Below are 26,442 nucleotides of genomic sequence, written 5' to 3'. Positions count from 1 at the left end.
ACGTCGCGATATACCCACCCAACTGGACCTCTGCGGCTGCCACAGCGAGATCGGCACGCCGACTAGGGGTAGCCGACAGGGTGCATGGGGCGATTCATTCCGTTCGGCAGATTATCGGCAGCTCCGGTAGATCGTTCGTTTAGCATGATGATCGCAGTCAATCACCTTGAGCCAGTGTGGATTTCAACGCTCGAGGATGATCTTCTCCTGGCGAGGGGCAATGAGGGGGACGTTATGACATCCTGTCGACAGCACCCGAGACGCGATCGGCGGCGCCGGACCCGTGTGGTCCGTGCCGCCTCGGTCCTCGTGGCGATCACCGTGCTCGCTTTCGATCCCGCGGGCGCAGCGGCCCGACCGGCTGATCCGCCCTACCCTATCGGCGGGGCGATCAAGGTCGAGTACGACGAGGCCGGTGGGTTCGATTTCTTCGGCAACGCGACAAACCCTGAATCCGATGCCGGACGCGGAGGTCGCTGGCAGGCCTTCGAGAAGAACAGCTCCATCTACTGGCATCCCCTGGTGACCAACGGTCACGCCCATCAGATCGGCGGTAGGATTCGGGACAAGTGGGGGGAACTCGGCTGGGAGAACGGGACATTGAAGTATCCGACCACCAGAGAGACCCCGACACCCCAGAAGCCGGGAGCATTCAACCACTTCGAGGGCGGGTCGATCTACTGGTCGGGCGCGACCGACGCGCACAACATCTGGGGATTGATTCGGGACAAGTGGGAATCGCTCGGCTGGGAGAACGGCCAGCTCGGGTTCCCGACCAGCGACGAGTTCCGCGCGCGCGACGGCGGTGCCGGTCAGCACATGCAGGGTGGCGAGTTGTACTACTCATCGCGCACCGGCGTCCATCCGGTCTGGGGAGCGATCCGTGACCAGTGGGTGCAAGCGGGATGGGAGAACGGCCGCTACGGCTATCCTTCCTCCGACGAGGTCGGCGGCGGAAACGTGAACGGCAAGGGCGGCTACGTCGGCCAGTGCCAGTACTTCGAAAAGGGCTGGATCACCTCCGGTGTCGGCCCGCTGACCGACAAGAACAACTCCGTCGACGTGACCTACCGGCGCATGACGATCAAATCGAAAACGAAGTACGGGTCGGCATTGGCTACCGGTGTCAGCACCTGGAACAGCCTGGGCCGCATCAATGTCACCACGGACGTTCCCGCCGGTACCGAGGAAAAACTCGAAATAACAGATATCAACCTGCCCGACGTCTCCTGGGAAGGGCAATACACGCGTGGCGCCACCCACGACGGAATCATGTTCAACACCCACTTCATGGATAGCAACAGCGACGCCGAAAACCGGCACGTCGCAATCCATGAGCTCGGGCACGCGGTCGGCCTGAAACACAGTTGCCAGGGACAGATCATGACGGCCTACACCGACGACAACACCGAGCTCGGCCCGATCGACATCGACTCGTACCGTCAGTTGTGGGGGTAGGCAATGAACCGGAAAACGATCTGGAAGGCCATGGCAGCGACCGCCGTGTCTGCGGCAGCCTGCGCGGTAGCCGTGGCCTGCGGCCCGACCCCCGACACCTTGGACCCCGGGGTACAGACAACAATCATGGAGCCCTCGTGGGCCTTCGACCCCGGTGACCAGCGCCAGCTGGCGGGCTGGGCGGATGCGATCTTCGTCGGGACGGTCGTGGAGAAGTCCGGCACCGACACCCGCATGTCAACGCTGCCCGAAACCCAATTCCGCGTGACGATGATCAAGGCGTTGAAAGGAGAACTCCCCGACTCCGTCACGGTGAACCAGCAAGGCGGCTATGTCACGGGCAAAGGAGAACTCGTGCTCGTAGACAATGATCCCTTGATCTCCGCGGGCAAGAGCTACCTGTTCGCCACCCGATTCCTGCCCGAGAAGAACTGGTATACCGTCGCACCCCGCATCGGCGACGTCGAATTGACCCCGGCGGAACTGCAGGCAGTGCAATCGTCGCTGCGTAACCGCAGCACGGCCGAACCGGAAACCCTCCAGAGAATGCGGGATTCGATCGCCCACCAAATCCCCCTCGGGGACAAGCGCCCGCCCCAGGCGCCGGCCACTCCGTCGACGCCACCTCCGTCGGCACCCAGCACCCCCGAATCACCTGGGCATACACCTTCACCGGGCACGCCATCACCATCCGTTCCGGCATCGGTCATCCCCGGACGCTGATGGCTCGAGGACATTCAAGGAGTGCCGCCAACTCGGTCAACACATCGACTCGCCCGACGAACCGACTGTCGGGCTCCCATCGGAATCCAATGTCGGGCAGGTCCTTGGCGAAACGGCGGTCGTGCTCGCGCAACATGATCGCCTCGGCCTCGGCCATGCTTGGACAAACCGGAACGACGAAGAACGTCGCCGTAAAGCGACGACATCAGATGGTCCATATATGGTCCGTAACACTGGGATTCGGCAGGTAATCCGGGGCAGCTTCGGGATTGCCATCGGAAACAAAAAGCAGGTAGATGCCGATCCATCTGGATCGCTATAGATGCGAACTCAGATCAGCGGGGTTGGGTCGAATAGCACAGGTCAGGCCCGGCGATTCGCCGGGCCTGACCTGCGTATCTATGTGGGCCTAACGCCTCACAACCCGAATCCCCTCACGGTCCAAGGTCCCGAGATTCGAATCAAACCGGTCGGCACGCGGCAGATGTCCGGTGATGATCACTGATGACCGCCACGGTGGAGCTGCGGCAGACCGGCTCCGCCGGACCCGACCGCGCGTCGTTCCGCGACGATCCCGCGGGATGCGTTGAGATGGCGCTCGACAGAGCTGCTTGCGACTCCGGCCGACCCTGACCCTGTCGGAGACATCGCGATCAGATCGACCTCGAGTGTGCATTTGTACATGGAAACTGTTGCAGCGCAATGGTGTTCTTAGCACATGAAACCTGGAATGCTGAACGCGGCTCGCTGCAGACTCCGACTGGGGCGGCTCGGGCCCGCCGACGATCTGTCCACGGCACTTCGGACGGTGTCGGAATTCAACCGCGTCATCACCGCGGCCGATACGAAGGTCGGTTTGCTGTTGACCGCGAACGGATTCGCGCTTACTGGACTGATCGCGGCTACCCGCACACACCCGACTGTGCTCACCTGCGTGGCGGCCGCCACCCTCGGGGCGTCACTGCTGGTGTGCATGTTGTACCTGGCGGCCACACTGCGACCGGACCTGCGCGGTGCCGGGGCCGGGAACTGGTTCAGCTTCCCGACCTTTCCTACCGAGATCGACGAGCGGCCGAGCGCAGCGGTGCTGGCCGATCACGCGTGGCGGGAGACCGCAATGCTCGCCGAGATCGCCCGCAGCAAATACCGCAGGTTCGCGGTGGCTTTGCGATGGAGTGCGGTGAGCCTGATCGCGTTCGTGGTCTGGTTCATCGTGTCCTCGCTGTCCGGTCTCGGTGGGTGACCGTTCCGTGTGCCACGGTGTTAGGCACCTTCGTCTTCCTCGTCCTCTTCGTCGTCCGGCTCGGTGTCCAGTGCGCTGAGCGACGCTGTGTCCGCGATGATCGCCGATGCGGTCAGCTCGATATCCGGTGCCGAATCGGAACCCGCGACCGAGGTCGGTTTGGTGGCGCTGTCTATGAGCGCGTTAACCTTCGCCAGGAGCTGGTCGCCGTCCCGCTTGTTCAACATGCCCTTGTCGAGCAACAGAGTGATGATCTCCCGCGCGGACTGCGTGTTGACGTCGCGCTGAACGATCAGCTGATCGATCACCTTGCCGACATCGTCCCTGCGGGAAGCGAGCTGTAGCGCGAACAGACTGAGATCGCCATCGCGCAGTGCGCTCAAGTAATGCTCCATCCGGATCTGTTCGCGCGCTATGGAATTCTGCCCCTTCAAATTGGCGATCTCGTGCTCGAACTCAGCGTCGCGCAGCGTTACGTGATGCTCGGCAAGGCGGCGTTCCTCAGCCCGCTGGTTCAGGGTCCGGCGCCGGAGGTGACTGAGGGTTTCCGCGTCCGGCCGCAGCTGCACCCGGCATTCCAGCAAAGTCAGTCCGCAACCCAATTCGAGGGTGCGCGAAGCGAAGAAGGAGTTGACATGCTGCTCGGCGTCGAGGAACCGGTCGACATCGAACTGGCGGCCCATCGCTCGAAGGTGCTGTTCGACGATCGGACGGTAGACGAGCTCCGCGGCCCGCACATTGTCGCGGATTGCCCGCACCGGATCGGTGATTCGCCAGGACAGGTGGGCCTGGACGACGAAGTTAAGGGTGTGCTCGGAAGTGGGCACCTCGACCTGGAATGATGCGTGGTGGACCGCGACATTCACCCAGAACACGCCGGTGGGACGGGATGCGAACGGGCCGCTCAGCTTTCGCCCGATCGGCACCAGGCGGCCGTTCCGGTCCAGTGAGACGGTCAGCCAATACCCGTCCGATTGAGGACGGAACCGGCGCCAGCTTTCGACGGACATCTCCGAGTAGTAGATCAGCACTTCAGGATTGTTCGCATTCATTCCGTTTGCTCCTTCGAGTCGAGTTCCTTCGTGTCGAGTTGTCGCATCGAATCCAAGAGCGTCAGTACGTCCTGGACCGAACGCCGGGGTCCCTTGGGCTCGGCAGCCCATCCCCTCAGGTAATAGGGGAGAAGCTCGTTGTCCTGCAAGGCGTTTCCGAGATCGAACAGGAAGCCTGCGAGTGGTTCGCGCAGGCCCGGGTCACTCTCTGCGATGTCGACCCAGCCTCGGATTGCCGCGTAAGTTTCGGGCGGGTGTTCGGGACTTTCGATGAGACGGCCGAAGAGGGTGATGATGGCCTCGCGGTCTGTCCCGGTCAGGCACAGTGGCACCGGCCACTCGTGCAGGTTCTGCTCCGTCCGCACCAATCGATAGCCGCTAAGATCCAGCACGCTTCGTAATCCAGTGTCTCGCAATCGATGACGGCCCGCAGGCCTGGTCCAGTACAACAGTTCGCGCAGGATTCGGTCGGTGAGGCCGCCCGACCAGAACAGCTGGGCCATCGAGAGGGCTACGGCCATTCGGAGTGAGAGTCGGGTGCTGCGCGCCGCGCGACGCAGCCGTGGAATGGCCGTCTCAGGCATCGCCTGGCCGATCTCGCTGCCCAGGGTCCGCGCGGCGGTGACTCGCAACGCCAGTGGCTGATCGCGCTGCAACCAAGCTTCGAGCATTCGTGAAACGAGCGGAGCGAGATCGGAATACAAGAACGGGAACTGCAACGCGGCCATCGCTGCGACCCGGTCGGACCGTTTGCCGCTGCGGGCCCACGGCTCGATGATCACCAGACGAGCATGCTCGAACTCGAAGGTGGACAGCAGGCCCGCAGCCACTCCGGCACGCGCGCAAACCCTGAGATCGGGACTGCTCCCGAGTGCTCGCAGCCAATCGCGCACCAACTCGTGGGCGATGTGATACTCCTGCCAGACCCGATCGAGGATCTTGCACGGGTAGCTGGGATTGGTGAATTCGACTACGTGGACTGGGATCTCACCGTAGACACCGTTCTCGGTCGATCGATACAACCGCGCCCGCGCTGCGGCGATGAGTTCACTGTTGCGTGACCCGAATACCGGCCAGACGACCGTCTGGTCGGGCTGTTCTTCGCTGGCAATGACCTGAGCCAGCTCGCGGGCCGCGTTGGAGACCATGTACAGCGGCATTCTGTTGAAGACCGCCAGTGCGATCGCGAAGGCGCGAGCCTCCGGGCTGAGATGCTCGTCGAACCACAGCGCGAACTCGTTACTGATCGTCGTGAGATGACGGTCGATGATCTCGGTGAGTTCTGCTCGCCCCGCGGCGACATCGGCCAACTCGCTGCCCAGTCGCCCGAGAACGTGGGCGGGCGGGCGGTCCTGGGTGTACCTGTCGAGCAGCTCAACCACCTCGGGCAGTTCGAGCGTGTCGGCCGGGTCGCGGTCGAGATGGTATCGCGCATGGTTGTGGACCAGCTCTTTCGCGTCGGCCGGATCGCCTGCATCCAAGAGGAATTCCCCGAGGTCGGGTGGAAGGCAGATGACGTCGTTCAGCAACACGATCATCTGGCAGCCCCGCTCGCTCAGTCTTTTGCTCAGCCGCTCGAGGTGAAACCGGTGCAGGTGCGCGGCTTGATCGGGACCGAACGTCCCCATCAGATATCCGGTGTGTTCGGAGAATTCGATCTCCCAAGAACGAAGTTCCACGTCGAGTTCGAGGGTGTACACGCTCGTCATGGACGCTTCGTGCAGTGCGCACAGTGCCACGGTCGTGCGCCCCCAGCCTTCGGGTGCGCGCAGCAGCAGCAGCGACTGCGCGTCCATCCTGCGACGAATCTCCGGAAAGGCCTTCGGTTTTGCGAAGGTGCGGCGGATCTGCTCGAGTCGTTCGATGGTGACCGCGCCATGGGTCGCGGTGTGGTGGTTCGTGGCATCAGCGTGGTTGTCGCGGCCCACCTGGGTGCCGATCGTCGCGTTGCCGCCGACGAAGTTGGTGGCGTAAATCGTCACATGTCTCGCGGCGGTGGGAATGCCGCGCATCGAGCCCACCGCGTCGTGCATGCTTTCGGCCGCCGTACGGCTGTCGTCGAGCAGGTCGTCGTCGGTAGCCTGCTCGGACGGTTGTGCCTGCTTGTCCGGTGCGGCGTCGTCGGCGTTCTGGCCGCTGGGGCCGACGGATTCCCGAGACCCGGAACCGGGCGGTCGGGCATCGCCGACTTCCTTGCCGTCGAACCGGTCATTCTGGGGCGTTTCCGAATCGGCGCCGCTCATGATCGCCTGTAATGGTTGTCACGGCCGACCTGGGTGCCGATCTTCGCGTTGCCGCCGATGAAGTTCGTGGCATGGATGGTGGCCGCATCCGGGCCCGAGCCAGTGGTTCCCGACCCCTGGATGGCTCCTCTCTCGGATTCTGTTGGGGCGGAATCGAGTTTTGGCAGCGACGGCCGGGGATACCCTGGTACGCGAACCCAGATCTGGTGAGTATCGGATTTCAAATGCATTGTGGCACTGTCGTATTCATCCGGCGTGACTGTGTCCCGGTAACCATGGCGAACCACCCCGCGGAAAACCACGTCCGAGACCACCACGACCGAGTTCGCGCGCGGTGCGTGCTCGAGTGCGTACTTGGCGGCTTCCGCGGCGTTCATCCGGAACGTCAGCGTGAGCGCGTCGCTGGACCAACCGTTGTCGTCCCTGCCGACATACCCTTCGTGCACTGCGATGCGTATCCGCAGCCAGTTCATCGGGCCCGCCGCGCTGTTGTGCTCGCGCACGCCGGTCAGCATCGCGCCGACGACCTGATCGAGGACGTCCAGAACCGGAATGCCGAATATCAGCATGGCTCCGTCGCCACGATCCTCCCGAGCCACCAGGGCTGCGGGGTGTGGTAGCGCGCCATCGATGATGCCGTTGAGCGTCACGCGCATCGCATCGCTCTGCACATTGGTCAAGGATTCGGAGTTTTCGACATCCACGACGAGAAAGGACTGATGCGTGGGTTCGGGCATGACTTCTCCTGATTTGTGCGACGTCTCCGTTGATCTGGCGGTTCTTCAGGTCTATCGGCGAGGACCGCGCGTGTCTGCGTCCGAATACACATTCGGCAGACCTTCGGCTAGTAGGTCGGGCCGCAGCAGTTCCACCCGACGCCGAGCCGTCCGAATCGCGCCGATCGCACGTAGGTATTTGAATGCCTTGGCGACCGCTTCGCGGGATGCATTGGCCGCGTTGGCCAATTCGGTCTGAGTCAGCGGGAGGTCGATGACCACCCGATCCGCCTCCGGGCGCCCGTACCGCCGGGCGTATTCGAGCAGCAGCCGGGCCAGCCGCTCGGTAACGGTGTACGCGCCATAGTCCAGGCGCTGCCTATCGGCCTCGCGCAGCCTGGTCACCACGGTGCGCAACAGCTCGAATGTGAGCGCACCGTCGCTGATCAACAACGCGCGAAAAGCGCTGCCCTGCAAGGTGGTCGCGACGACCGGAGAGATCGCGGTGATGGTTGCCGAGCGCATACCCGCATCGATCGCGGAGAGCTCTCCGAGCAGATCGCCGGGGCCTCGAATGCCCAACACGACCTGTCTCCCACTCGGCGCGGCCGAACTCGCCTTCACCCTGCCCGACTCGATCACAAGAACGTGATCGGACACATCCCCTTCGCGTAGCAACACCGCACCGATCGGCCAGCGTTGCCGCACACCCGCTGTCAGCAGGTCTGCGCGGTCGAACCGAGGCAGAGTGTCGAAACGCAGCGTCGTTCCCCCTTGTAAACCACCGTGCCCTGCGGTGGTGACTCCGCGACAGACTAATCGGTCAGTGCGTGTCCCCGGGCTGATTCAAGGTGAGGAGATTGCCCGCGGATGCCTCGGCACAGGGCGCATAACGCACAGGATCCCCAGATCCTGATAGGTCCCGACAAGCTGCCTCAGCCGATGGCACGCCTGTGCGGACCTCCCGACTGCGACCAACCTGATGGCCGGGTACATCTAGTGCCCGGTGGCGGAGGTCCATTCGCCGATCAACGCGCCGAGTCGTCGCCCCGGCCACCGGCCGATCGGAGTGTGGACGTTGATCCCGGTCACGACATGACCCGGTGGCACGTCCTTGGTCACCACCGCCCCAGCGGCGACATAACTGCGCGGCCCGATCCGCACACCACCGACCACACGAGCACCGAACCCGACCACCGAATCCGCTTCGACCACCGGAGGTGCCTCGTCCACGCCCCACCACCCCAAATCGGGGCGAGTGTACTCGTGCACCAGGTCCCCCATCACCGCCGAGCGCTCCCCGATAACCGTTGCGTCACAGACGAACCCGGCCACACAGGAATCCCTACCGACTCGGACACGGTCACGCCCGCGGGTTGGCGCGGGAGCGCCCTGAGGCTTGTTGACGATTCGCTCGGAAAGGTTGCGGCAATCGGATGCCGACCCTCCGAAAGGGTCTGGTTCGGCGTTGTCTCGGTGGGGTGGGTGGTGGCGGTTTCGGCTACGGTTGTCGCGCTGTTGTGACCGTGCGCGGGTGTTCGGCGTGGTTCCGGGTGTCCGGGATCAGGTTGCTGATGGTCATGGCCCCTTGGTGGTTTTGGCGGCCGATAGCCCCTACCGCGCGAGAGGGATCGGACACTCACCCGCCGACGCCAGGCGCATTCGCCTGTGTTGCAGAACGCTTCCCCCAAGGCGAATTCACGCTTGACATCTGAAATCCGTTGTGAACCACTGTCATTCGATGTGGGCGGAAGCCTAGCCTGAGAAGGCCCGCGGCAACGGAGCTTATCGCTTGTCCTGCCTCGCCGGTGCGTTCGGCGGATCGGTCTCGCCGTAGCGTCGGCATGTCCGTGAGCCGAGCCCCCGTGCGGGCGGGGGATTTGTTGTGAGCAGAAGGAGGCGTACACGATGGCTGCGAAGGTGGACGCGTTCGGCTGGGAGAGCCCGGATCGCCTGTGGTTCTTCGTCGGACGTGACTGTGTGTTGTACGACGGGGTGACCAAGCGCGTCCGAGAGCGCAAGCCGATCGGCGAGGTATTCACCCGCCTGTCTCCGGCACTTCATAGCGGCATCGACGCGTTCGGGTTCGAGAACTGGGAGCGCCTGTGGTTCTTCAACGGCGCGTACTACCACTTCTACAACGCCAAGGACCAATACACCCGCCAGAATCGGAAGATCATCGAGCAGTTCACGAAGCTACCGGACCACTACAAGGACGGCATCGACGCGTTCGGCTGGGAGGACTGGCAGCATTTGTGGTTCTTCAAAGGCAACAGGGTTGCGTACTACAACGCCGATAGCAACGCACTCCGCGCAGACGGCGAGATCCAAACGGCCATCTCGAGTGACTTGCCGTCGGAGTTCTGGCGTGACATCGACGCATTCGGATTCGACAATTGGCGGCTGTGGTTCTTCAAGGGCGAGAAATACTGCGTCTACAACGGTCACACGGAACAAACCACTGAGCACGGGACTATTCGCGAGCGGTTCCCCGGTGTGCTGAATTAGTACTACACGGGCGAACTGGGTGGCTGTCCCGTACTAGTGCATCACCAAGGCCAGTGTCATCGGCGTCGCTGCCTGCACGCCCGACCGATTTCCTGCGCGGGCCGACGGCAAGACGTGCTCGACATAACGCATCGGGCTGCACGGACCCACTGCCCGTATCCCACCCCGGGCAGCCCGTCGACACACACGACCGGCACTGCGCCCGATTCATCAGCGCGGGCGGCCAGCAGCTCCACCACCCGCTCCATCTCCCCGGAGCGGCCCACGGGGACGACACCCCGGAAGTGTACGGAGAGACAGAAGACGTGGTTGACCTACGTCCGGGCTATTCCGCTTCCCCAGCTCGAACCGGGTATTGGCCAGCGGCTTCGAAAGCTAACCCGGCGGGACATCAGGCGTTGAGCCGTCACGTTGGATAAACACCTACGATAACCAGGCGTTTTCCGGTTGCCCATGTTTTGCGTGTCCTGCCGGGGAATCGAACCTACGACAACCCGCGAAACGGCTTCTTGCCCGAATGCCCCGCATCGAAAATGTGGGATAAACGCGGGGTTGGGTTGAATAAAACAGGTCAGGCCCGGCGAAGCGCCGGGCCTGACCTGCGTGTCTCTGTGGAGCTAAGGGGACTCGAACCCCTGACCCCCACACTGCCAGTGTGGTGCGCTACCAGCTGCGCCATAGCCCCATGTTCATTTTTCGGCCTCCGGGGGGCTCCCCGTTGGCTTGAATGAAGTTACACCACGGGCAGTTACGCATCCAAATCGGCTGGTCGCGGGGCTGGTGGAACTGATGTTCGAAGGGTAGTCTCGAACACATGTTCGACACCGGAGAGCTTCAGACGATGAGCGACGAGGGGCTGATCGATGCGCTGCGGCGGGCACACGGGGCGGCGGCGTTTGCGCAGGCGGCCGAGGTGTTGGCCGTGCTCGAGTTGTATCGACGGCGGCGGGAGGACGGGGAGCCGGATGAGGTGCGGGCCGGGGAGTACGCGGCCAGCGAGGCGGCGGTGGCCGTACAGATTTCCGAACAGGTCGCGGCGGTGTTGATCGATATCGGGGCGGGGCTCGACGAGTTGCCGCGCACCCGGGAGGCGTTCGCCTCTGGACGGATCGATCTGGCACGGGCCCAGGTCGTGGTCGATGCGGCCCGGGTCTTGCCGCCGCAGGCGCGGGCGGAGTTGGAGGCCAAGTTGGTCGAGGCCGCGGCGCGGACCGATCCGGCGCGACTGCGGCAGACGGCCGGGCGCTGGGTGGCCCGATTGGATCCCGAGGGCGAGCGACGTCGGCGGGAGTTGCGCGAGACCGAACGCGACGTCCGGATCAAGGCTGTGCGCGACGGAATGGCGGTCTTCGACGGCCTCCTTCCGGCGGTCGGTGCGCAGACGGTTGCGATGCGTTTGCGAGAGATGAGTCTTCAGGTCTGCCCGGCGGATCCGCGCACCATGCCGCAGCGCCGGGCCGACGCTCTGGTCGCGCTCGCCGAGGGGGCGGCGCGGCTCCGATGTGAATGCGGTCGCGGACAGCAGTGCACCGCACCGAAAGTCACCGGCGGGCGGCGTCGGCCGCTGATCCAGATCGGGGTCTCGGCGGCGAGTCTGCTCGGCACGAGTGAGGATCCGGCGTATCTGGCCGGTTACGGTCCGATCGATGCCGAACTGGCCCGCCGCATCGCGGAATCGGCCGAGTTCGAGGTGATTCCGGAGCGCGCCGAGGATCCGACCACTACCGAGGAATCCATCCGCGAGGACCCGTCGCTGTGGCTGGATCGCGAAGTGCGTGCCGTCGACGGCCTGTGTCGATTTCCGGGATGCACCATGCCCGCAGCCCAGGGCCGCCTCGATCACAGCGAACCCTTCGATCGTGCACATCCCGGTCGCGGCGGGGCCACGGTCCTCGGCAATCTGGCCGTGCTCTGTTCGCGCCACCACCGACTGAAACGGGCCGCGGACCGAGACGAAATCGCCTGGCGGACAAGGCGAACGGATACCGACCGGCTCCACTGGACCAGCCCGGGCGGCGACGAGCACACCACTGTGCGCGAGGGCGCACGATATCTGTTCCCGCACACCGATATCGAGGCGCCGCAGCTGCCCTGGCCGATGCCCGCCGAGTCGACCGAGGTCCCGCATCCGGCCGCGCTCGATCTGACCTATCCCCTCGAACGCGAAGTGCCGCTACATCCCGGGCTGGCCACGGCGACCCCGGAGGACGACCGGCCCTACGCCCTTGACAACCCCGGCCGCTGACCACTCCCCCACCATGATCACTAGGACACGGCAACAGCGATGGAACTCCCGGATCCCCCTCCGGCACCGACGGTCATCGACGTCGGCGTGGAACGCGATCGCATCGCGGCCCTGGAGTCGATCCGTCTACGGCTGGAATCCGAACTGGACCGGGCCGAGGCGGGGTGCGGCTACGCGGCCATGGCGAAACAGCTGCGCGACACGATCAACGCGATCGCCGATGCGCGTAACCGAATCTACGAGGCACTGCTCACAGACGAGCTCGAGGAGAGGTAGCTCGAAGGTCGCGGCCTCCTGGAGAACGGACGCCCGGGCGGCTGGGGATGCCGCCCGGGCGCCCCTGCTACGGCGCGAGCTTGTCGACCCAACCGGAGTCGTTGACATCCACCTCGGTAGCCCCGTCGACCACGGTCGGCGTCCGCACCTGGCCCACGGCGCCCTTGACCGCGGTCATCGCGGCCTGCGCGTGGTTGCGCGCCGAGTCGATCCGCTGGCCCTTGGTGATGCACTGCTGCACATCGGCGGGAGCTCCGGCGTCCTTGGCGATCGCGGCGAGCTGCTCGTTGCTCAGATCGCCACCGTTCTCGCTCGGCTGCCGGGAGGTGAGCAGCTCGGCGTGGAACTTCGCGTAGACCGGACCGTTACCGGCGTCGGCCACGCATTCATTCGCGGCGACGGCCCGGGTCGAGTAGTCCTTACCGGCCGATTTCGGATCGAGGAAGTTGACGAGCCGGTAGCGCACGGCCAGTTTGCCTTCATCGATCTTGCGCGCGATCTGTTGACCGTAGAGGCGTTCCAGCGCGCCGCAATTCGGGCACATCGGATCCTCGTAGATATCGATGGTCTTGGCGGCGTTCGGTTTACCGAGCACGATCGCGCCGTCGGAGTCCAACAGTGCGCTCACCGCCGGATCCTTGACCTGGCCGTATCCGTCGCCCTGGACCTTGAGAGTGTGATCGCTGTTCCATCGCACGACGAGCACGACGATCAGCGCGATCACCACGAGGGCGACGCCACCCAGGGCGTAGGTGGTGCGGCTGGACATGGGTCGCGGCGTGTACTTCGATCCCGAGGAGGAATTCACGGCGTCCACTCTGCCAAAACCCCTGCGGCGACCGGCAGCCGACACGTCACGCGTCGACGACCGCGCGCCGCCGCATCGGTTCGGGGACAAGCACCCAGCACAGCGAGGCCGCCACCAACAGCGCACCGGTCACACCGAGGGCGAAGCCGAACGACACCCGTTGTGCGAGCGCGCCCACCACGATCGGGCCGAGCACGGTGCCCAGATCCGCGGCCATCTGATATCCGGCCAGAACGGGTCCACCGCGCGCCCGCGGCCCGATGATGTCGGCAACCGAGGCCTGCTGTGCGGGGGTGTACATACCCGAACCCAGTCCGGCGATGAACGAGGACACCAGCAGCCAGGCGAAGTTCCCCGAAACACCCAGCAGTATCGTTCCGATCGCGCACACCAGTGTGCCGATTACGAGAAAAGGCTTGCGCCCCAAACGATCCGACAACCGTCCGGAGGTGAAAAGAACCGCCGCATTACCCGCCGCGAATACCGTGAGCGCAACACCCGCCAGTCCGGGCGAAAGCCCGAGGACCGACACCACCAGCAGTGGCACCAGCGCCATCCGCACGCCGAATACCGCCGCGCCATTGGCGAAATTCGACCACAGCACGGCCAGATAGCTCGGCCGCGCCAACGCCTGCCGGAAGGTCATCACCTCCACCGAGCCGGCCTCTTCCCGCGCGGCCAACTGTGAATTGCGCAGACTCCAGTACACGACGCCGGTCGCGGCCAGCAGCGCCACGGCATAGATCACGAAGGGCACCCGCAAGCCGAATCCGACCAGCGCCCCGCCGATCAGCGGCCCGCCGAGCGAACCGACCAGGAAGCTGCTCGACCACAGGCCCGAGACCCGCCCCCGCTCGCCGGGCGGCGACAGCCGGATCACCAGGCCCAGCGACGAGACGCTGAACATGGTCGATCCGATCCCGCCGAGTGAACGCAGCACGATCAGCTGCCAATAGCTCTGCGCCAGGGCACAAGCCCCGGTCGACAACGCCACGATCAGAACGCCGCTCAGATAGACCCACCGCTCCCCCAGCCGCTGCACCATCCGCCCGCTCACCGGCGCGAACAGCAGCCGCATGAACGCGAAGGTGCTCACGATCGCCGAGGCGGCCGCCACACCCACCCCGAAACTGAGCGCGTACTGCGGCAACGCGGGCGCGACCAAGCCGAACCCCAGCGCGATGAGGAACGCCGCCCCGATCATCACCCAGATCTCGACCGGCAACCGCTCACCCCGCGCAGCCCTCACCGGGAACACCATTCATCCACGACCCACCACAACTCCTCCAACACAGCAATCCATTCCACCCGCAACAGTCCCCACCGTCCACCATCCTCCCCCGTCCCCCGCGATCGGGTGATATGAATACCCGGGTGGGAGGGGGTCACGGGGACAAGTTCTGGCCGGGCCCACGATCATGGCGTGGCCGGTGGACGCTGTGCCGTTCGCGCTAACAGTGGTCGTATCACCAAGCGGTTCATGTCGGAGAACAGCTAGCTTCGCCCTCCTGCTGAGTGCATTTCACCGAAGGCGTGTTGCTTGCGCAGTCGCAGGTCCTCGCCGGTGCGCGAACGCCAACTCGCTGCGCACTCGGCGTTGCTCGAATCCGTTGATGTGCTCCGGTCGGCAACCATTGGAGCCGACCGATTCCGCCGACATTGTCGTCGCCGTCGCAGATATGCGCAGCAGCAGCGTGTTGCCACACCAGGACGACGCATCCGGGTCCACACCGGCCGCGAACGCGCCAAGACACGGCGCCCGCTGTCCGGCGAGCGCCACGAGCCCGACGCCGGTTCTCAACCGCCGCTGCGCCACGAATCTCCCAGCATGCCCAGTCCACATCGACATTCGGGCGTATCACCGAACTATCCCAACGCCCGCCTCTTCGGCTTTGAAGCTCCTGCGGCGCGCGTACCGGGCAGCGGCACGGTGAAAGTCTTTCTCCCGCAGCCGGAGTTATCACAGAACAATCGGAGCACGCGAAGGCTGATCACCACCTCACGGCCACCGAGCGCGGTGCCGGACAGCTGCCGCTCGTATCGGCTGTGTGCACCACCGAGGTCACGACACAGCCCGGTGCGGCCGTCGGCGCGGCCCGGGTGCTCGCATGGATCCGCGCTCCCGCACCGGCCTGTACACACGATCGATCCTCAGCGCGGCCAGGTGCGAGAAGACAACAGCCGCCGAACCAAGATCAGCACACGGAACCATGAGCAAATATCGAGCAGCAGGCTGCATTTCATCCCAACCAACCCTTCAGCAGCGCACGGTAGTGCCATGAGCGGGGGGTATCCGGAGAATCAGTAGTACTCGACCAGCAGAATTCATGCCCTTCGGGATCGGCCATCACTACGACCGCGCCTTGGTCGTAGTCGTGCCGTTCGCCGGTGTGCCGGCCGCCGAGGGCGATGACCTGGGTGACGCCCTGATCGATGTTGTCCACCGCGATATCGAGATGCAGACGCACCTTGCCCTGTTTGGGCTCGGTTACGGGTTGAAAGACGAGACGAGGCAGAAGTTCTCCGGGATGGCCGAGGTAGACCCATCCGGGTTCGGACGGCCCCTGCGGGCGGTCCAACAGCGCACTCCAGAAGGTCGCCACCCGTTTCACATCGACACAGTCGATTGTCACTCCGACCCAGCGGCTCGTCATCTCGTCGATATTCCTGTCTCGTTCCGGGTGTTCGACCGACCATGGTCTGCACCTGGCCGGGTCATATAGCGAACATCCTCGATGGCCGAATGAGTGCGTTCACCCAGAGTTCCTCCCCCGCGCGGGGCGCATGCCTTAGTCGAGGGTCAGGCAGAACGGGTGCCCGGCCGGGTCGATGAGGACGCGTGCCCGCTGACCTGCTGGCTGATGGTCGGGCTTGGTGGCGCCCAACTCGAGCAGTACGGCCTCGGCCTGGTCGAGATCATCGACTTTGAAGTCGAGGTGGATCTGCTGGGGCACGGTCTGATCGGGCCACTGTGGGCCTTTGTAGTCATCTACTCGTTGGAAACCGAGGAACAACCCATCCGCTCGGTTCAGACCTGCGAAGTCGCTGCCCGATCTGGGATGCGGTTCGAAGCCGGTGGCCTGCTGGTAGAACATGGCCAGAGCCTCAGGATCGGCGCAGTCGAGCGTCACCGCCACGAGTTCGAACCGCATCGGCACGGCAACTCCTCGACAACCATCGCGGGCGAACCTGATGTCCCACCCCTAGCGGCGAGTATCCTTCTCCGCGAGCCGCTTTCGGCACGGCAATCTCGCCGGACTCGACACTACACTCGGCGGACGGCGAATCACCGAACTATCCCAGCGCCCGCCCCACAACCTCTTCCGCCGCGCCCTGCACCTGCGCCAAATGGTCAGGCCCGTGGAACGATTCGGCGTAGATCTTGTATTTGTCCTCGGTGCCCGACGGACGCGCCGCGAACCAGGCGTTCTCGGTGGTCACCTTCACCCCGCCCAGCGCGGCCCCATTGCCTCGGGCTCGGGTCTGTACCGCGATGATGGCCTCGCCCGCTACCTCGGTGGCGGTGATGTCGTCGGGGGTGAGGGCGGACAGGCGGGACTTCTGTTCGCTGGTGGCGGCCGCGTCGATTCGGGCGTAGGCGGGGCTGCCGTAGCGCTTTTCGAGTTCGGCGTAGCGGGCCGAGGGGCTTTGGCCGGTTACGGCGGTGATCTCCGCGGCCAGCAGGGACAGCAGGATGCCGTCCTTGTCGGTGGTCCAGACCGTGCCATCCATTCGCAGGAACGACGCGCCCGCGCTCTCCTCGCCGCCGAAAGCCAGTGAGCCCGAGAACAATCCGGGGACGAACCATTTGAAGCCGACCGGCACCTCGTGCACCTGGCGGCCCAGGACGCTGACCACGCGGTCGATCATCGAGGAGGTGACGGCGGTCTTGCCGATCTTGGTCAGGGCGTCCCAGCCCATGCGGTTGGCTATCAGGTATTCGATCGCCACGGCCAGGAAATGGTTCGGATTCATCAGCCCGGCATCGGGTGTCACCACGCCGTGGCGGTCGGCGTCGGCGTCGTTGCCGGTGGAGATGTCGTAGTCGTCGCGGATGGCGACCAGCGAGGCCATGGCGTAGCGCGAGGACGGATCCATGCGGATCTTGCCGTCGCTGTCGAGGGTCATGAACCGCCAGGTCGGATCGACGAACGGGTTGACCACCTCGAGTTCGAGGTCGTAGCGCTGGCCGATTTCCTCCCAGTAATCGACGCTGGCCCCGCCCATCGGGTCGGCACCTAGCCGAATGCCCGCACCGCGAATCGCGTCCAGGTTCAAGACATTCGGCAGATCGCCGATGTAATGGTCGAGATAGTCGTAGCGCTCGACGCTGGTGGCCAGCGCGTGCTGCAGGGTGGTGCGCTTGACCCCGGCCAGACCGCCGCGCAGCAGCTCGTTGGCCCGTCCGGCGATGGCATCGGTGGCGACCGTATCGGCCGGGCCGCCGTGCGGCGGATTGTATTTGAAGCCGCCGTCGCGGGGCGGATTGTGCGAGGGTGTGACGACGATGCCGTCGGCCTGATGCCTCGTGCCGCCCCGATTGTGGCGCAGCACAGCATGACTCAGGGCGGGGGTCGGGGTGTAGCGGTCGCGGGCGTCGATGATGGCGGTGACGTCGTTGGCGGCGAGCACCTCGAGGGCGGTGGTCCAGGCGGGCTCGGACAGGGCGTGGGTGTCGCGGGCGAGATAGACCGGGCCCGTGATGCCCCGGGTGGCACGGTATTCCACGATGGCCTGGGTGATGGCCAGGATATGCGCCTCGTTGAACGCGCAGTCCAGACTCGATCCGCGATGGCCCGAGGTTCCGAATGCCACCAGCTGCGCGGGATCCGCGGGATCCGGAATTCGGCTGTAGTAGGCCGTCACCAGATGGGGCAGATCCTCCAGGTCGGTGGCCCGGGCGGGTCGTCCGGCTCGATCGTGGGCCATGCTCGGGCCTCCTTTCTTCGCCAGGCTCGTCATCAGGATCACGGCCCCACCAACCGAGCCGAACCCAGGGGGGATACCGTATCGAATCCCACCGACAGACCACGATCCGCCGGAATTCGGGTAGGGGGTAGCGCGCTCATCGGCGCGTCCCGGCGCCCGGACTCCACACCTGGACCGGTGACAGCGCGACCGTGCCGCTGTCGAACAGCTCGGCGTTGCGGGCAACGAAATCGCGCAGCAGTTCGGCATCGTCGATGATCATCACCATCACCGGAAGGTTCTCTGCCAGATCGAGCATCCGGGTGGTGTGGATGCGGGAGGACACCCCGTACCCCTCGACGCCACGCCACACACTCGCCCCGGCCAGGCCCGCCTCCCGGGCGCGCCGCACGATCTCGTGATACCGGGGACGGTGTTTCCAGTGGTCGTCCTCGCCCAGCAGTACGGTCAGCCGGGCGGCCGGACGCCAGCGCGGATCCGGCTGCCACGCATCGGCTTCCGTCTCGATCTGCACCACCGGATCCGTCGCCGCCGCCTCACTCATGCTGGCCCCCAATTCGTCGTGCCGTCCCGTTTCCCATCCTCCGACCCGATGACCGCCACACCCGATTCGAGCAGTTTACGAACATCCCCGACCTCACCGACATCGTGGTGGACCCGGGGCGGGCCGGACCGGTTCGCGCAGGTGGATTCGCTTGCGGCAGCCGCGAAAACACCTGGACAACCTCCTACCCGTGACCGGAATCCATCGAGTCATGCTAACTGCCAGCGACCGCCGACCGACCGGCATGCGGCTGTGAATCGGCGCGGGAATCGCCTCGCACCACCTCCCACCGGGGCGGCCGTCCACCACCCTTACCCGTGAACGGCGCGTCGCGCCCGGGCGGGCCGCGTTCCCCGGCGCGGCGGGCCGGGGGCGGGGCCGCGTGACTGCTGTAATAGCCTCTATCGATAAGTCCCTGCCGGTCGGTTTGCGGGGGAATTTCAGATATCCGGCTTCACCCCCAGACACGGATGGTTTCGCCGAGCGCAGTCGCCGCCCGGCCTTTCCGAGACACAGGAGTGACAATGGCGGTAGATGGGGTTGTACACCAGGCGCGGCGGTTCGGCCGACGACGCGCCGCAACGGTTCTGGCGACGGCACTGCTATCGGCCGCGGCGGCCGGACTCGGCACCGCACCGGCGCAGGCGGCGATCTATCCGATCGCCGACGGCGACGGGTTCTACGCGGCCCCACCGAATATCGGTGACTATCAGCCCGGCGATGTCATCCGCAGCCGTACAGTGCCCGCGAACGGGTTCCCGGGCGCGACGGCCTGGCAGCTGGTATTCCGATCGTCCAATTCCGCGGGGGATCCGATCGCCGGAATGACGACGCTGCTGATCGCCGGAAGCGGGAACCGGCCGCTGGTGTCGTATCAACCGTTCGTGAATTCCCTTGGGCTGCAATGCGCCCCGTCGCATACGTTGTTCAACGGCGGGTTGCAGGAGGCGCCCGCGCTGAATCTGCTCCTGGCACGCGGCTGGGCCGTGGCGGTACCGGATCATCTCGGACCGACCAGCTCCTACGGCGCCGCCAAGCTCGGCGGGCGGCTGACCCTGGACGGCATCCGCGCGGTCAAGCGCTTCGCACCGGCCGGACTCGGCGACGCGCCGGTCGGGCTGGCGGGCTACTCCGGCGGCGGGATGGCGACCGCGTTCGCGGCCGCGATGGCTCCCGAGTACGCGCCCGAACTGCCGATCGTCGGCGCGGCCATGGGCGGGGTACCGGTGAATATCGGCAAGCTCGCGCTGGATCTGGGCGGGGCGCCGAATCCGCTGTTCGGTCTCGGCTTCGCCGCCGCGATGGGCCTGGAGCGGGAGTATCCGGTGGCGATGTCGTTGGACGGCAAGCTCAATCCGGCCGGGTTCGAGCTGCGCAATCGAATCGCCAACGCCTGCACCGACGCGATCATCAACGCCGCGGCGAACAAGAGTTTCACCGATTACTTCACCGGCGGCGTCACGATCGCCGATGTCACCGACGAGCAGATCCACATCCTGCACGAGAACAGCACCGAGATCTATCCGGGCGTCCCCCGCGCCCCGATCTACCAGTGGGCGGGCGGCAATGACGAGGTGAACCCGTGGCTGGCCCGCGACGTCGCCGGCCGCTACTGCGCCGCCGGCGCCCGCGTGCTGTTCGACATCATCCCCGGCGCCGACCACGGCACCGCGATCGCCCCGGGCGCAGCCCGAGCCTTCAACTACCTGGGCGACCGCTTCGCCGGCGCACCGGCACCGAGCAACTGCTGATCCGAACCGAGCCAACAGAAATCGACCAGAGCCGGACCGGCAGACACTGATCGGAACAGACCCGGCAGGTAAACCTCGGTACGGCGCGGTTGCACTACCCCAACCGGCGGCGACCGCCGACCCGAACCAATCCGAAAAAGGCTGCGCCCCCGCCCGATACGGGCGGGGGCGCATCTTTCCATTCAGGTCAGTGCACGATCACCGGCTCACCCTCGGCGATCGCTGGGGCGGTGTTCGGCATGAGGAAGGCGGTGATCACCGCGCCGACCGCGAAAATCGCGGTGGCCCACCAGAAGCTGGTGGTGTAGCTGTGGATCGCCGACTCCGCCACCGCGACCGGACTGGGCTGGCGGGTGCTGAGGTAATTCGAGGCCGCCGAGGAGGCGATGGTGCTCAGCAGGGCGGTGCCGATGGAGCCGCCGACCTGCTGGCTGGTGTTGACCATGGCCGAGGCCACGCCCGCGTCGTCGTGGTGCACACCGGCGGTCGAGCCCTGGAAGGCCGGGGACATCGCGCCACCGAGGCCGAGGCCCAGCAGGATCAGCGAGGGCAGGATATGGGTGGCGTAGCCGGTGTCCAGGCCGATCCGGGTCAGCAGCGCCATGCCGATCGCGGCGATGACGAAGCCGGAGGTGACCGTGACCTTCGGGCCCAGCTTGGGCAGCACCAGCGACGGCACGGTCGTCGAGGACAGCACCATGGCCGCCACCATCGGCAGGAACGCCACACCGGTGACGATCGGCGAATACCCGAGCGTCAGCTGCATGTAGTAGGTCAGGAACAGGAAGATCGCGAACATGCCGATGCCCATGATGAACACCGTCAGATACGAACCGCCCCGGGTGCGGTCGAGCACGATGCGCAGCGGCAGCAGCGGATGCGCGACCCGGGTTTCGATCCAGGTGAACAGGCCCAGCAGGGCCACGCCGCCGATCAGGAAGGCCAGGGTCACACCGTTGGTCCAGCCGTGCGATTCGGCGTGTGAGAAGCCGTAGACGATGCCGAACAACGCGGCCGTCACCGTCACCGTGCCCGGCAGATCCAACTTGGGTCGCTGATCGCTGACGTGCTTGGCCAGCAGCAGCGCACCGCCGACGAACGCCACCGCGGCGAAGATCAGATTCACGTACATCACCCAGCGCCACGACGCCCATTCGGTGAGCGCGCCGCCGAGCAGCAGCCCCAGCGCACCGCCCGCACCGGCGACCGCGCCGAAGATGCCGAAGGCCTTGGCCCGTTCGGCGGGCTGAGTGAAGGTGACCGTCAGCAGCGACAGCGCGGCGGGCGCGAGCAACGCGCCGAACAGGCCCTGCGCGACGCGCGCGGCGACCAGCATCTCGAAGCCGTTGGCCGCGCCACCGACAGCGGAGGCGGCGGCGAATCCGACCAGACCGATCAGGAACGTATTGCGGCGACCGAACAGGTCGCTGAGCCGACCACCGAGCAGCAGCAGGCTGCCGAAGGCCAGGGCATATCCGGTGACCACCCACTGCCGGTCACCATCGGAGAAGCCGAGGGCGCGCTGCGCCTCGGGCAGCGCGATATTCACCACGGTCGCATCCAGTACGACCATCAACTGAGCCACGCCGAGCACGGCGAGGACCCACCAGCGCAGTGCGTGCGAGCCGCGGCGGCCCGCTCTCGACGACGTATCCGTCGCCTCTGTCTCACGGTCGATCGCGGTAGTCATGGATCTCCTTTATGGAGAGGAAGTGATAGCCGACACATATGCGGAGGAATCCCCTCCACTTACTGGAAGAAGCTATCACCATAACGGAGAGAAAGCCTCCAGTTAATCCCCGCGCTTGTTAGCATGTGGGTGTGAATCGCGCCACGTCCCCGTCCCCACCTCGGCATTTGGCGTCGCCGCGGCGACTGCGCGCCGACGCCGCCCGCAACCAGCAACGCATCCTCGCGGCCGCTCGCGAGCTGTTCGCCGAGCGCGGCCTCGAGGTGACCCTCGACGATGTCGCCGAGGCGGCCAAGGTCGGCGTCGGGACGGTGTACCGGAGATTCGCCAACAAGCGCGAACTGATCGAGGAGGTCTTCGATCAGCACGTCGCCGCGATGGCCGAGGCCACCGAGCGCTGCAACAACAATCCGGACCCCTGGGCGGGTGTGGTCGAGCTGTTCGAATGGGCCTGCCAGCACATGGCGGGCAATCGCGGTTTCAGCGCGGTGATGCTGGAATTGCCCGATGCCATGGAGCGATTCGCCTCGGTGCGGGGACGCATCAAGCCCGCCCTGCAGCAACTGATGGACCGCGCGCACGCCGCGGGCGTACTGCGTCCGGGCATCACCGGGACCGACTTCTTCGCAATGGTCAATATGGTCGAATCGATGGCCGCGTTCTCCCGCCCGATCAATCCCGACACCTGGCGTCGCTATATGGCGATCGTGCTGGACGGAATCCGCGCCGACACCGTGCCGCGCCTGCCGCTGACGGTTCCCCCGCTCACCGACGACGAGGTCGACCAGGCCAAGGCCGCATGCTTCGCGCCACGTAAGCGGTAATTTTTCACATTCGTCAAACGGTAGCGCTGGTCACACTCATACCTTAAAGTTGGTCACATGACCAATTCGTGGGTGAACTGGGCTGGGGACCAACGGTGCGCGCCGGCCGAGATCGCCGCCCCCCGCACGGCCGAGGAGGTCGGCGAATCGCTCGCGCGGGCCGAGGCCGCCGGGCAGACGGTTCGCGTCGCGGGCGCGGGCCACTCGTTCACCGACACCGTGCTCACCGACGGCATGCTGCTGAATCTGTCGCGGCTGAACCGGATCCTCGAGGTCGACCGAGCCGCCGGACTGGTGCGGGTCGAGGCGGGCGCCACCCTCAACGAATTGAGCAACGCGCTGCATCCCATGGGCCTGGCCTTTCCGAATCTCGGCGATATCGACGTCCAGACCATCGCGGGCGCCACCGCGACCGGCACGCACGGCACCGGCTCGAGACTCCAGAACATCTCGGCCGCACTGCATTCGGTGGAACTCATGCTCGCCGACGGCAGCCGGGTGGAGCTCAACGAGCAGTCCGATCCGGACGGCTGGCGCGCGGCCCGGGTCAGTCTGGGCGCACTCGGCGTGGTCACCGCTGTCACGCTGCGACTGGTCCCCTCGTTCGTCCTCGAGGGTGTGGAACGGCCGGTGCCGGTCGCGGAGGTACTCACCGAACTCGACTCCTATGTCGACGAGAACGAGCATTTCGAGTTCTACGTCTTCGCCCACAGCCCGCTGGCGATGACCAAGCGCAACAATCGGGTGACCCTGCCCGAACAGCCGCGAGGCAAGGCGGTCGACTGGTTCGCCGACATCCTCATGTCCAACTACACCTTCGACGCGCTGTGCCGGTTGAGTCGCCGTCGGCCGCAACTGATTCCGTGGGTTCACCGCGGCGCGGCCTATGCGGGCAGCTATCGCCGCCAGGTGGACCGCTCCTATCGTGTCTTCGCCTCCCCCAGGCTGATTCGCTTCACCGAGATGGAATACGCCATCCCGCGCGAACACGCCGTCGAGGCGATCACCGCGATCAAGGAGGTGGGTCGGCGTTTCGATTCGCCGATGCCCACCGAGGTGCGCTTCGTGGCCCCCGACGATGCCCTGCTGTCCCCCGCCGGTGGGCGCGAGACCTGCTATATCGCGGTGCACCAGTACCGCGGCATGGATTACGAACCGTACTTCCGGGCGTGCGAGGCCATCTTCGACGGTTTCGGCGGCCGCCCGCACTGGGGCAAGCGGCACTTCCAGACCGCGGCGACGCTGCGCGGCCGCTATCCGGAATGGGATCGCTTCCAGGAGGTGCGCCGACGCTTCGATCCCAAGGGCCGCTTCGCCAATCCCTATGTGGAACGAGTACTCGGTCCGCTGGACTGAATCAGCGCTCGGGCCGATCGGCCAAATGCAGTTCCATCGTCACCGGCACCGCGTCCACCTCGAGCGCCTGACGCAGCCGTGGCAGAGCGTGGGTGAGGATGCGCTGCCGCAGCGCGATCACATCGGCCTCGGGCGTGGTCGTCACGACCAGATGCAGTTGGGGCGCGACGCCGGGACCCAGCAGCCAGGCCGAGGCGGTGTGCACTCCCGCGTAGGTCTCGATATCGGCGACCACGGGCATCGCGGCGGTCGCCGAATCGAGTGTGACGGTGTCCTCGACCGCGGGTCGCGCCCGCCAGCGCGTCGGGGTCGGCAGGCGATTGATCTGCAGACTCACCCAACGCACACAGGCGATTCCGAGGGCGGCCGCGACGGCGACGATCAGCCACTGCGCCCACACCGGCGGTGGCCCCGCGGCGGGCAGGGGCGCGTCGGGATCCACCCAGCCGAGCCGGTCGTAGTGGGCCAGTAGCGCGTAGCCGCCGACGATCAGCAGAATCGCGCCGATCACGCCCAGCACAACGCGATTGAGCCGAGCCGGACGATTGCGATCGGTCGCGGATTCGGCCGCGAAGCCGTGCAGCACCGTCGACAATCGCGAACTCGCGCAGGGTCCGATGCGGCCGAGCCGCTCGTCGACCGCGGTCCGCACGGCATCGGGCAGTTCGGGCGGGTGGGTGTGCGCGGCCTTGGCGGTGATGCGAACCCGCTTGCGGTGCAGCCGAACCCGCGCCGAGCGGACCCCCTCGACCGATTGCGCCGCGGCGCGCAGCGCCTCGTCCAGCCCGCGCCGCCCCACCCCGGCGGCGATCTCGTCCTCGGCGACCAGCGGCACCAGGATCGAGCGGCCCGGCAGGACGGCCAACCCGAGCAGTACCAGCCCGGCCGCCGCCCCGGCCAATCCGGCGGCGAGTCCGCGCGAATCGGCCCAGCTGATCTCGTGCAGCCGGTTCATCACCCCGTCGTAGGAGATGAATTCGGTTGCGCCCGTGAGCCGTTGGATCAAGGAGACCACCACCGCCACGCAGGCGGCGAGTAGGACGAGCGCCACCAGAACCGCGGGTATCACGCGTCGCGGTGAACGCCTCATCGACGATCCCGCGCGGTGTGCACCACGGGCAGGGCGGTCACCTCGATATCCATCCGGCGCACGGTCAATCCCGCGCGCTGGCGCACTCGCTCGGTGATGTGTTTGCGGCAGACCGCGGCCACCTGCCAGACCGGCATGGGATAGCGGATCGGCAATCGCACCGACAGGGTGACCGTATTGCCGCGCACCCGCGCGATGACGTCGACATCGCCCGAGACACCGGTGATCTCGCCCGCGGCGGCCGCCACCAGCGCACCCACCGTCACGTCGTCGACCGTGCGCAGTCTGGGCGGTTCGAACGCGGATTCGGCGGCCGCAGAGGCGATATCGGTCACCGTGCTGGTCATCGGTTCCTCCTGGTAATCCGCGAATTGCGGCAGTTGGGCATACGACCTCCCCCATTGGTAGCGAAACACTAGCTTGCCTTCGGCAACAATACCGTCGACACGCCCGATAAGAGGTAGGACGAAATTGCGGCAATCCGCAGAATTCACAGGGCTTGACTAGCACGTATTCCGATACGCCTTCGGCGTTAATCCCTGCTCAACGGCCATTTCCCCGGTCGTAGTGTTATTTCCGCCATTTCGTTGACACGCCCGAACGCGCGAGCCCAGGATATCGATATGGCCGTTGTCTGAACGGTTGCTATCCAATCGACACGGAGGTTTCGATGGGCACCAAGATGGGCAGCAAGGGCGACCAGCAGTCTGATAAGGGCCGTAAGGGCCCCAACGATCAGCAGCGTAACCAGCAGAATGCGCAGAATCGGCAGGGCGATATGAACCGCTCGGGCCAGCAGGGCCAGCAGATGCGGGGCTCGGCCATGCAGGGCAATCAGCAGATCGACCGCGAGGACAACGATCGCATGGACAACCAGCGCAACCGCGACGACCGCAACCGCGACGACCGCAATCGGGACCGGCTCGCCCACTGAGCGCCGTCCCACGGACCGGCTCGCGGCTCCTGACCACCATCGGAGCCGCGAG

24 protein-coding genes and 1 tRNA gene are annotated in these 26,442 nt (G+C 65.7%); 10 read left to right on the top strand and 15 right to left on the bottom strand.

The features are described from left to right. The first annotated feature begins 309 nt into the window (after positions 1–309). The 3 genes from NP4_RS02080 to NP4_RS02070 all read left to right on the top strand — a co-directional run bounded on the left by NP4_RS02080 (position 310) and on the right by NP4_RS02070 (position 3,424). A complete protein-coding gene (locus NP4_RS02080; RefSeq protein WP_245996922.1) occupies positions 310–1,458 on the top strand; it encodes a M57 family metalloprotease in 1,149 nt (382 codons plus the stop codon). Positions 1,459–1,584: 126 nt separating this feature from the next. After that, complete coding sequence (locus NP4_RS02075) at positions 1,585–2,181, top strand: hypothetical protein (protein ID WP_067990909.1); 597 nt, start codon at positions 1,585–1,587, stop codon at positions 2,179–2,181. 808 nt (positions 2,182–2,989) lie between these two features. After that, positions 2,990–3,424 (top strand): Pycsar system effector family protein, encoded by a 435-nt coding sequence (locus tag NP4_RS02070; protein ID WP_067990908.1) that lies wholly within the window; start codon positions 2,990–2,992, stop codon positions 3,422–3,424. Positions 3,425–3,444: 20 nt separating this feature from the next. On the opposite strand, the gene NP4_RS02065 is transcribed toward NP4_RS02070, so the two are convergent. The 5 genes from NP4_RS02065 to NP4_RS42300 form a co-directional block, all read right to left on the bottom strand. After that, complete coding sequence (locus NP4_RS02065; protein WP_067990900.1) at positions 3,445–4,476, bottom strand: SPFH domain-containing protein; 1,032 nt, start codon at positions 4,474–4,476, stop codon at positions 3,445–3,447. Then, positions 4,473–6,719: a hypothetical protein gene (locus NP4_RS02060; protein WP_067990897.1), complete on the bottom strand. Its 2,247-nt coding sequence runs from the start codon at positions 6,717–6,719 to the stop codon at positions 4,473–4,475. Before NP4_RS02060 ends, NP4_RS02065 begins: the two co-directional genes overlap by 4 nt. After that, a complete protein-coding gene (locus tag NP4_RS02055; RefSeq protein WP_067990893.1) occupies positions 6,716–7,456 on the bottom strand; it encodes a hypothetical protein in 741 nt (246 codons plus the stop codon). Before NP4_RS02055 ends, NP4_RS02060 begins: the two co-directional genes overlap by 4 nt. Before the next feature lie 51 nt (positions 7,457–7,507). Next, complete coding sequence (locus NP4_RS02050) at positions 7,508–8,143, bottom strand: Crp/Fnr family transcriptional regulator (protein WP_082875447.1); 636 nt, start codon at positions 8,141–8,143, stop codon at positions 7,508–7,510. A 288-nt stretch (positions 8,144–8,431) separates the two neighbouring features. Then, positions 8,432–8,668, bottom strand: coding sequence for an LbetaH domain-containing protein (locus NP4_RS42300; RefSeq protein ID WP_245996920.1), 237 nt, complete (start codon positions 8,666–8,668; stop codon positions 8,432–8,434). A 675-nt stretch (positions 8,669–9,343) separates the two neighbouring features. On the opposite strand from NP4_RS42300, the gene NP4_RS02040 reads away from it, so the two are divergent. Continuing rightward, positions 9,344–9,943, top strand: coding sequence for a hypothetical protein (locus tag NP4_RS02040; protein WP_147287821.1), 600 nt, complete (start codon positions 9,344–9,346; stop codon positions 9,941–9,943). Positions 9,944–10,555: 612 nt separating this feature from the next. On the opposite strand, the gene NP4_RS02035 is transcribed toward NP4_RS02040, so the two are convergent. Continuing rightward, a tRNA-Ala gene (locus NP4_RS02035) sits at positions 10,556–10,628 on the bottom strand. Between the two features lie 129 nt (positions 10,629–10,757). On the opposite strand from NP4_RS02035, the gene NP4_RS02030 reads away from it, so the two are divergent. Both NP4_RS02030 and NP4_RS02025 read left to right on the top strand, forming a co-directional pair. Further along, positions 10,758–12,188: an HNH endonuclease signature motif containing protein gene (locus NP4_RS02030; RefSeq protein ID WP_067990885.1), complete on the top strand. Its 1,431-nt coding sequence runs from the start codon at positions 10,758–10,760 to the stop codon at positions 12,186–12,188. 39 nt (positions 12,189–12,227) lie between these two features. Continuing rightward, positions 12,228–12,464 carry a hypothetical protein gene (locus NP4_RS02025; RefSeq protein WP_067990882.1) on the top strand — a complete coding sequence of 79 codons (237 nt, stop codon included), beginning with the start codon at positions 12,228–12,230 and terminating at the stop codon, positions 12,462–12,464. 67 nt (positions 12,465–12,531) lie between these two features. Here NP4_RS02025 and NP4_RS02020 read toward each other — a convergent pair whose 3' ends face one another. From NP4_RS02020 to NP4_RS01995, 6 genes are all read right to left on the bottom strand, one after another. Beyond that, complete coding sequence (locus NP4_RS02020; protein WP_307596149.1) at positions 12,532–13,272, bottom strand: DsbA family protein; 741 nt, start codon at positions 13,270–13,272, stop codon at positions 12,532–12,534. A gap of 46 nt (positions 13,273–13,318) precedes the next feature. Then, entirely contained in the window at positions 13,319–14,533 is a 1,215-nt protein-coding gene (locus NP4_RS02015; RefSeq protein ID WP_067990876.1) for an MFS transporter, read from the bottom strand. A 979-nt stretch (positions 14,534–15,512) separates the two neighbouring features. Continuing rightward, positions 15,513–15,926 (bottom strand): VOC family protein, encoded by a 414-nt coding sequence (locus tag NP4_RS02010; RefSeq protein WP_169813637.1) that lies wholly within the window; start codon positions 15,924–15,926, stop codon positions 15,513–15,515. Positions 15,927–16,061: 135 nt separating this feature from the next. Beyond that, positions 16,062–16,424 (bottom strand): VOC family protein, encoded by a 363-nt coding sequence (locus NP4_RS02005; protein WP_169813648.1) that lies wholly within the window; start codon positions 16,422–16,424, stop codon positions 16,062–16,064. A gap of 142 nt (positions 16,425–16,566) precedes the next feature. Continuing rightward, on the bottom strand, positions 16,567–18,201 hold the full coding sequence (gene pgm / locus NP4_RS02000) for a phosphoglucomutase (alpha-D-glucose-1,6-bisphosphate-dependent) (protein ID WP_067991964.1): 1,635 nt from the start codon (positions 18,199–18,201) through the stop codon (positions 16,567–16,569). Between the two features lie 136 nt (positions 18,202–18,337). Then, a complete protein-coding gene (locus NP4_RS01995; protein WP_082875446.1) occupies positions 18,338–18,745 on the bottom strand; it encodes a DUF190 domain-containing protein in 408 nt (135 codons plus the stop codon). A 524-nt stretch (positions 18,746–19,269) separates the two neighbouring features. Between NP4_RS01995 and NP4_RS01990 the strand changes: the two genes are divergently transcribed. After that, the gene (locus NP4_RS01990; RefSeq protein WP_082875445.1) at positions 19,270–20,496 is read left to right on the top strand and encodes a lipase family protein; all 1,227 of its coding nucleotides are present in this window, start codon (positions 19,270–19,272) and stop codon (positions 20,494–20,496) included. A 187-nt stretch (positions 20,497–20,683) separates the two neighbouring features. Here the strand turns inward: NP4_RS01990 and NP4_RS01985 are convergent, their stop codons facing one another. Beyond that, on the bottom strand, positions 20,684–22,186 hold the full coding sequence (locus tag NP4_RS01985; RefSeq protein ID WP_082875444.1) for an MFS transporter: 1,503 nt from the start codon (positions 22,184–22,186) through the stop codon (positions 20,684–20,686). A gap of 131 nt (positions 22,187–22,317) precedes the next feature. On the opposite strand from NP4_RS01985, the gene NP4_RS01980 reads away from it, so the two are divergent. After that, positions 22,318–23,010 (top strand): TetR/AcrR family transcriptional regulator, encoded by a 693-nt coding sequence (locus tag NP4_RS01980; RefSeq protein ID WP_067991953.1) that lies wholly within the window; start codon positions 22,318–22,320, stop codon positions 23,008–23,010. Positions 23,011–23,067: 57 nt separating this feature from the next. Further along, positions 23,068–24,366, top strand: coding sequence for a D-arabinono-1,4-lactone oxidase (locus NP4_RS01975; protein WP_067990870.1), 1,299 nt, complete (start codon positions 23,068–23,070; stop codon positions 24,364–24,366). Position 24,367: 1 nt separating this feature from the next. On the opposite strand, the gene NP4_RS42295 is transcribed toward NP4_RS01975, so the two are convergent. Together NP4_RS42295 and NP4_RS01965 are read right to left on the bottom strand one after the other, a co-directional pair. Further along, the gene (locus tag NP4_RS42295; RefSeq protein ID WP_245996914.1) at positions 24,368–25,456 is read right to left on the bottom strand and encodes a DUF6286 domain-containing protein; all 1,089 of its coding nucleotides are present in this window, start codon (positions 25,454–25,456) and stop codon (positions 24,368–24,370) included. Further along, positions 25,453–25,803, bottom strand: a complete 351-nt coding sequence (locus tag NP4_RS01965) for a hypothetical protein (protein WP_067991946.1) — start codon at positions 25,801–25,803, stop codon at positions 25,453–25,455. Before NP4_RS01965 ends, NP4_RS42295 begins: the two co-directional genes overlap by 4 nt. A gap of 323 nt (positions 25,804–26,126) precedes the next feature. Between NP4_RS01965 and NP4_RS01960 the strand changes: the two genes are divergently transcribed. Beyond that, positions 26,127–26,390, top strand: a complete 264-nt coding sequence (locus tag NP4_RS01960) for a hypothetical protein (RefSeq protein ID WP_067990868.1) — start codon at positions 26,127–26,129, stop codon at positions 26,388–26,390. Positions 26,391–26,442 lie beyond the last annotated feature (52 nt).

The organism is Nocardia pseudobrasiliensis NBRC 108224 (genome assembly GCF_001613105.1).
GTDB lineage: Bacteria > Actinomycetota > Actinomycetes > Mycobacteriales > Mycobacteriaceae > Nocardia > Nocardia pseudobrasiliensis.
The sequence above is the reverse complement of the archived record's forward strand: the minus strand, read 5'-3'. Positions and strand labels throughout refer to the sequence as shown.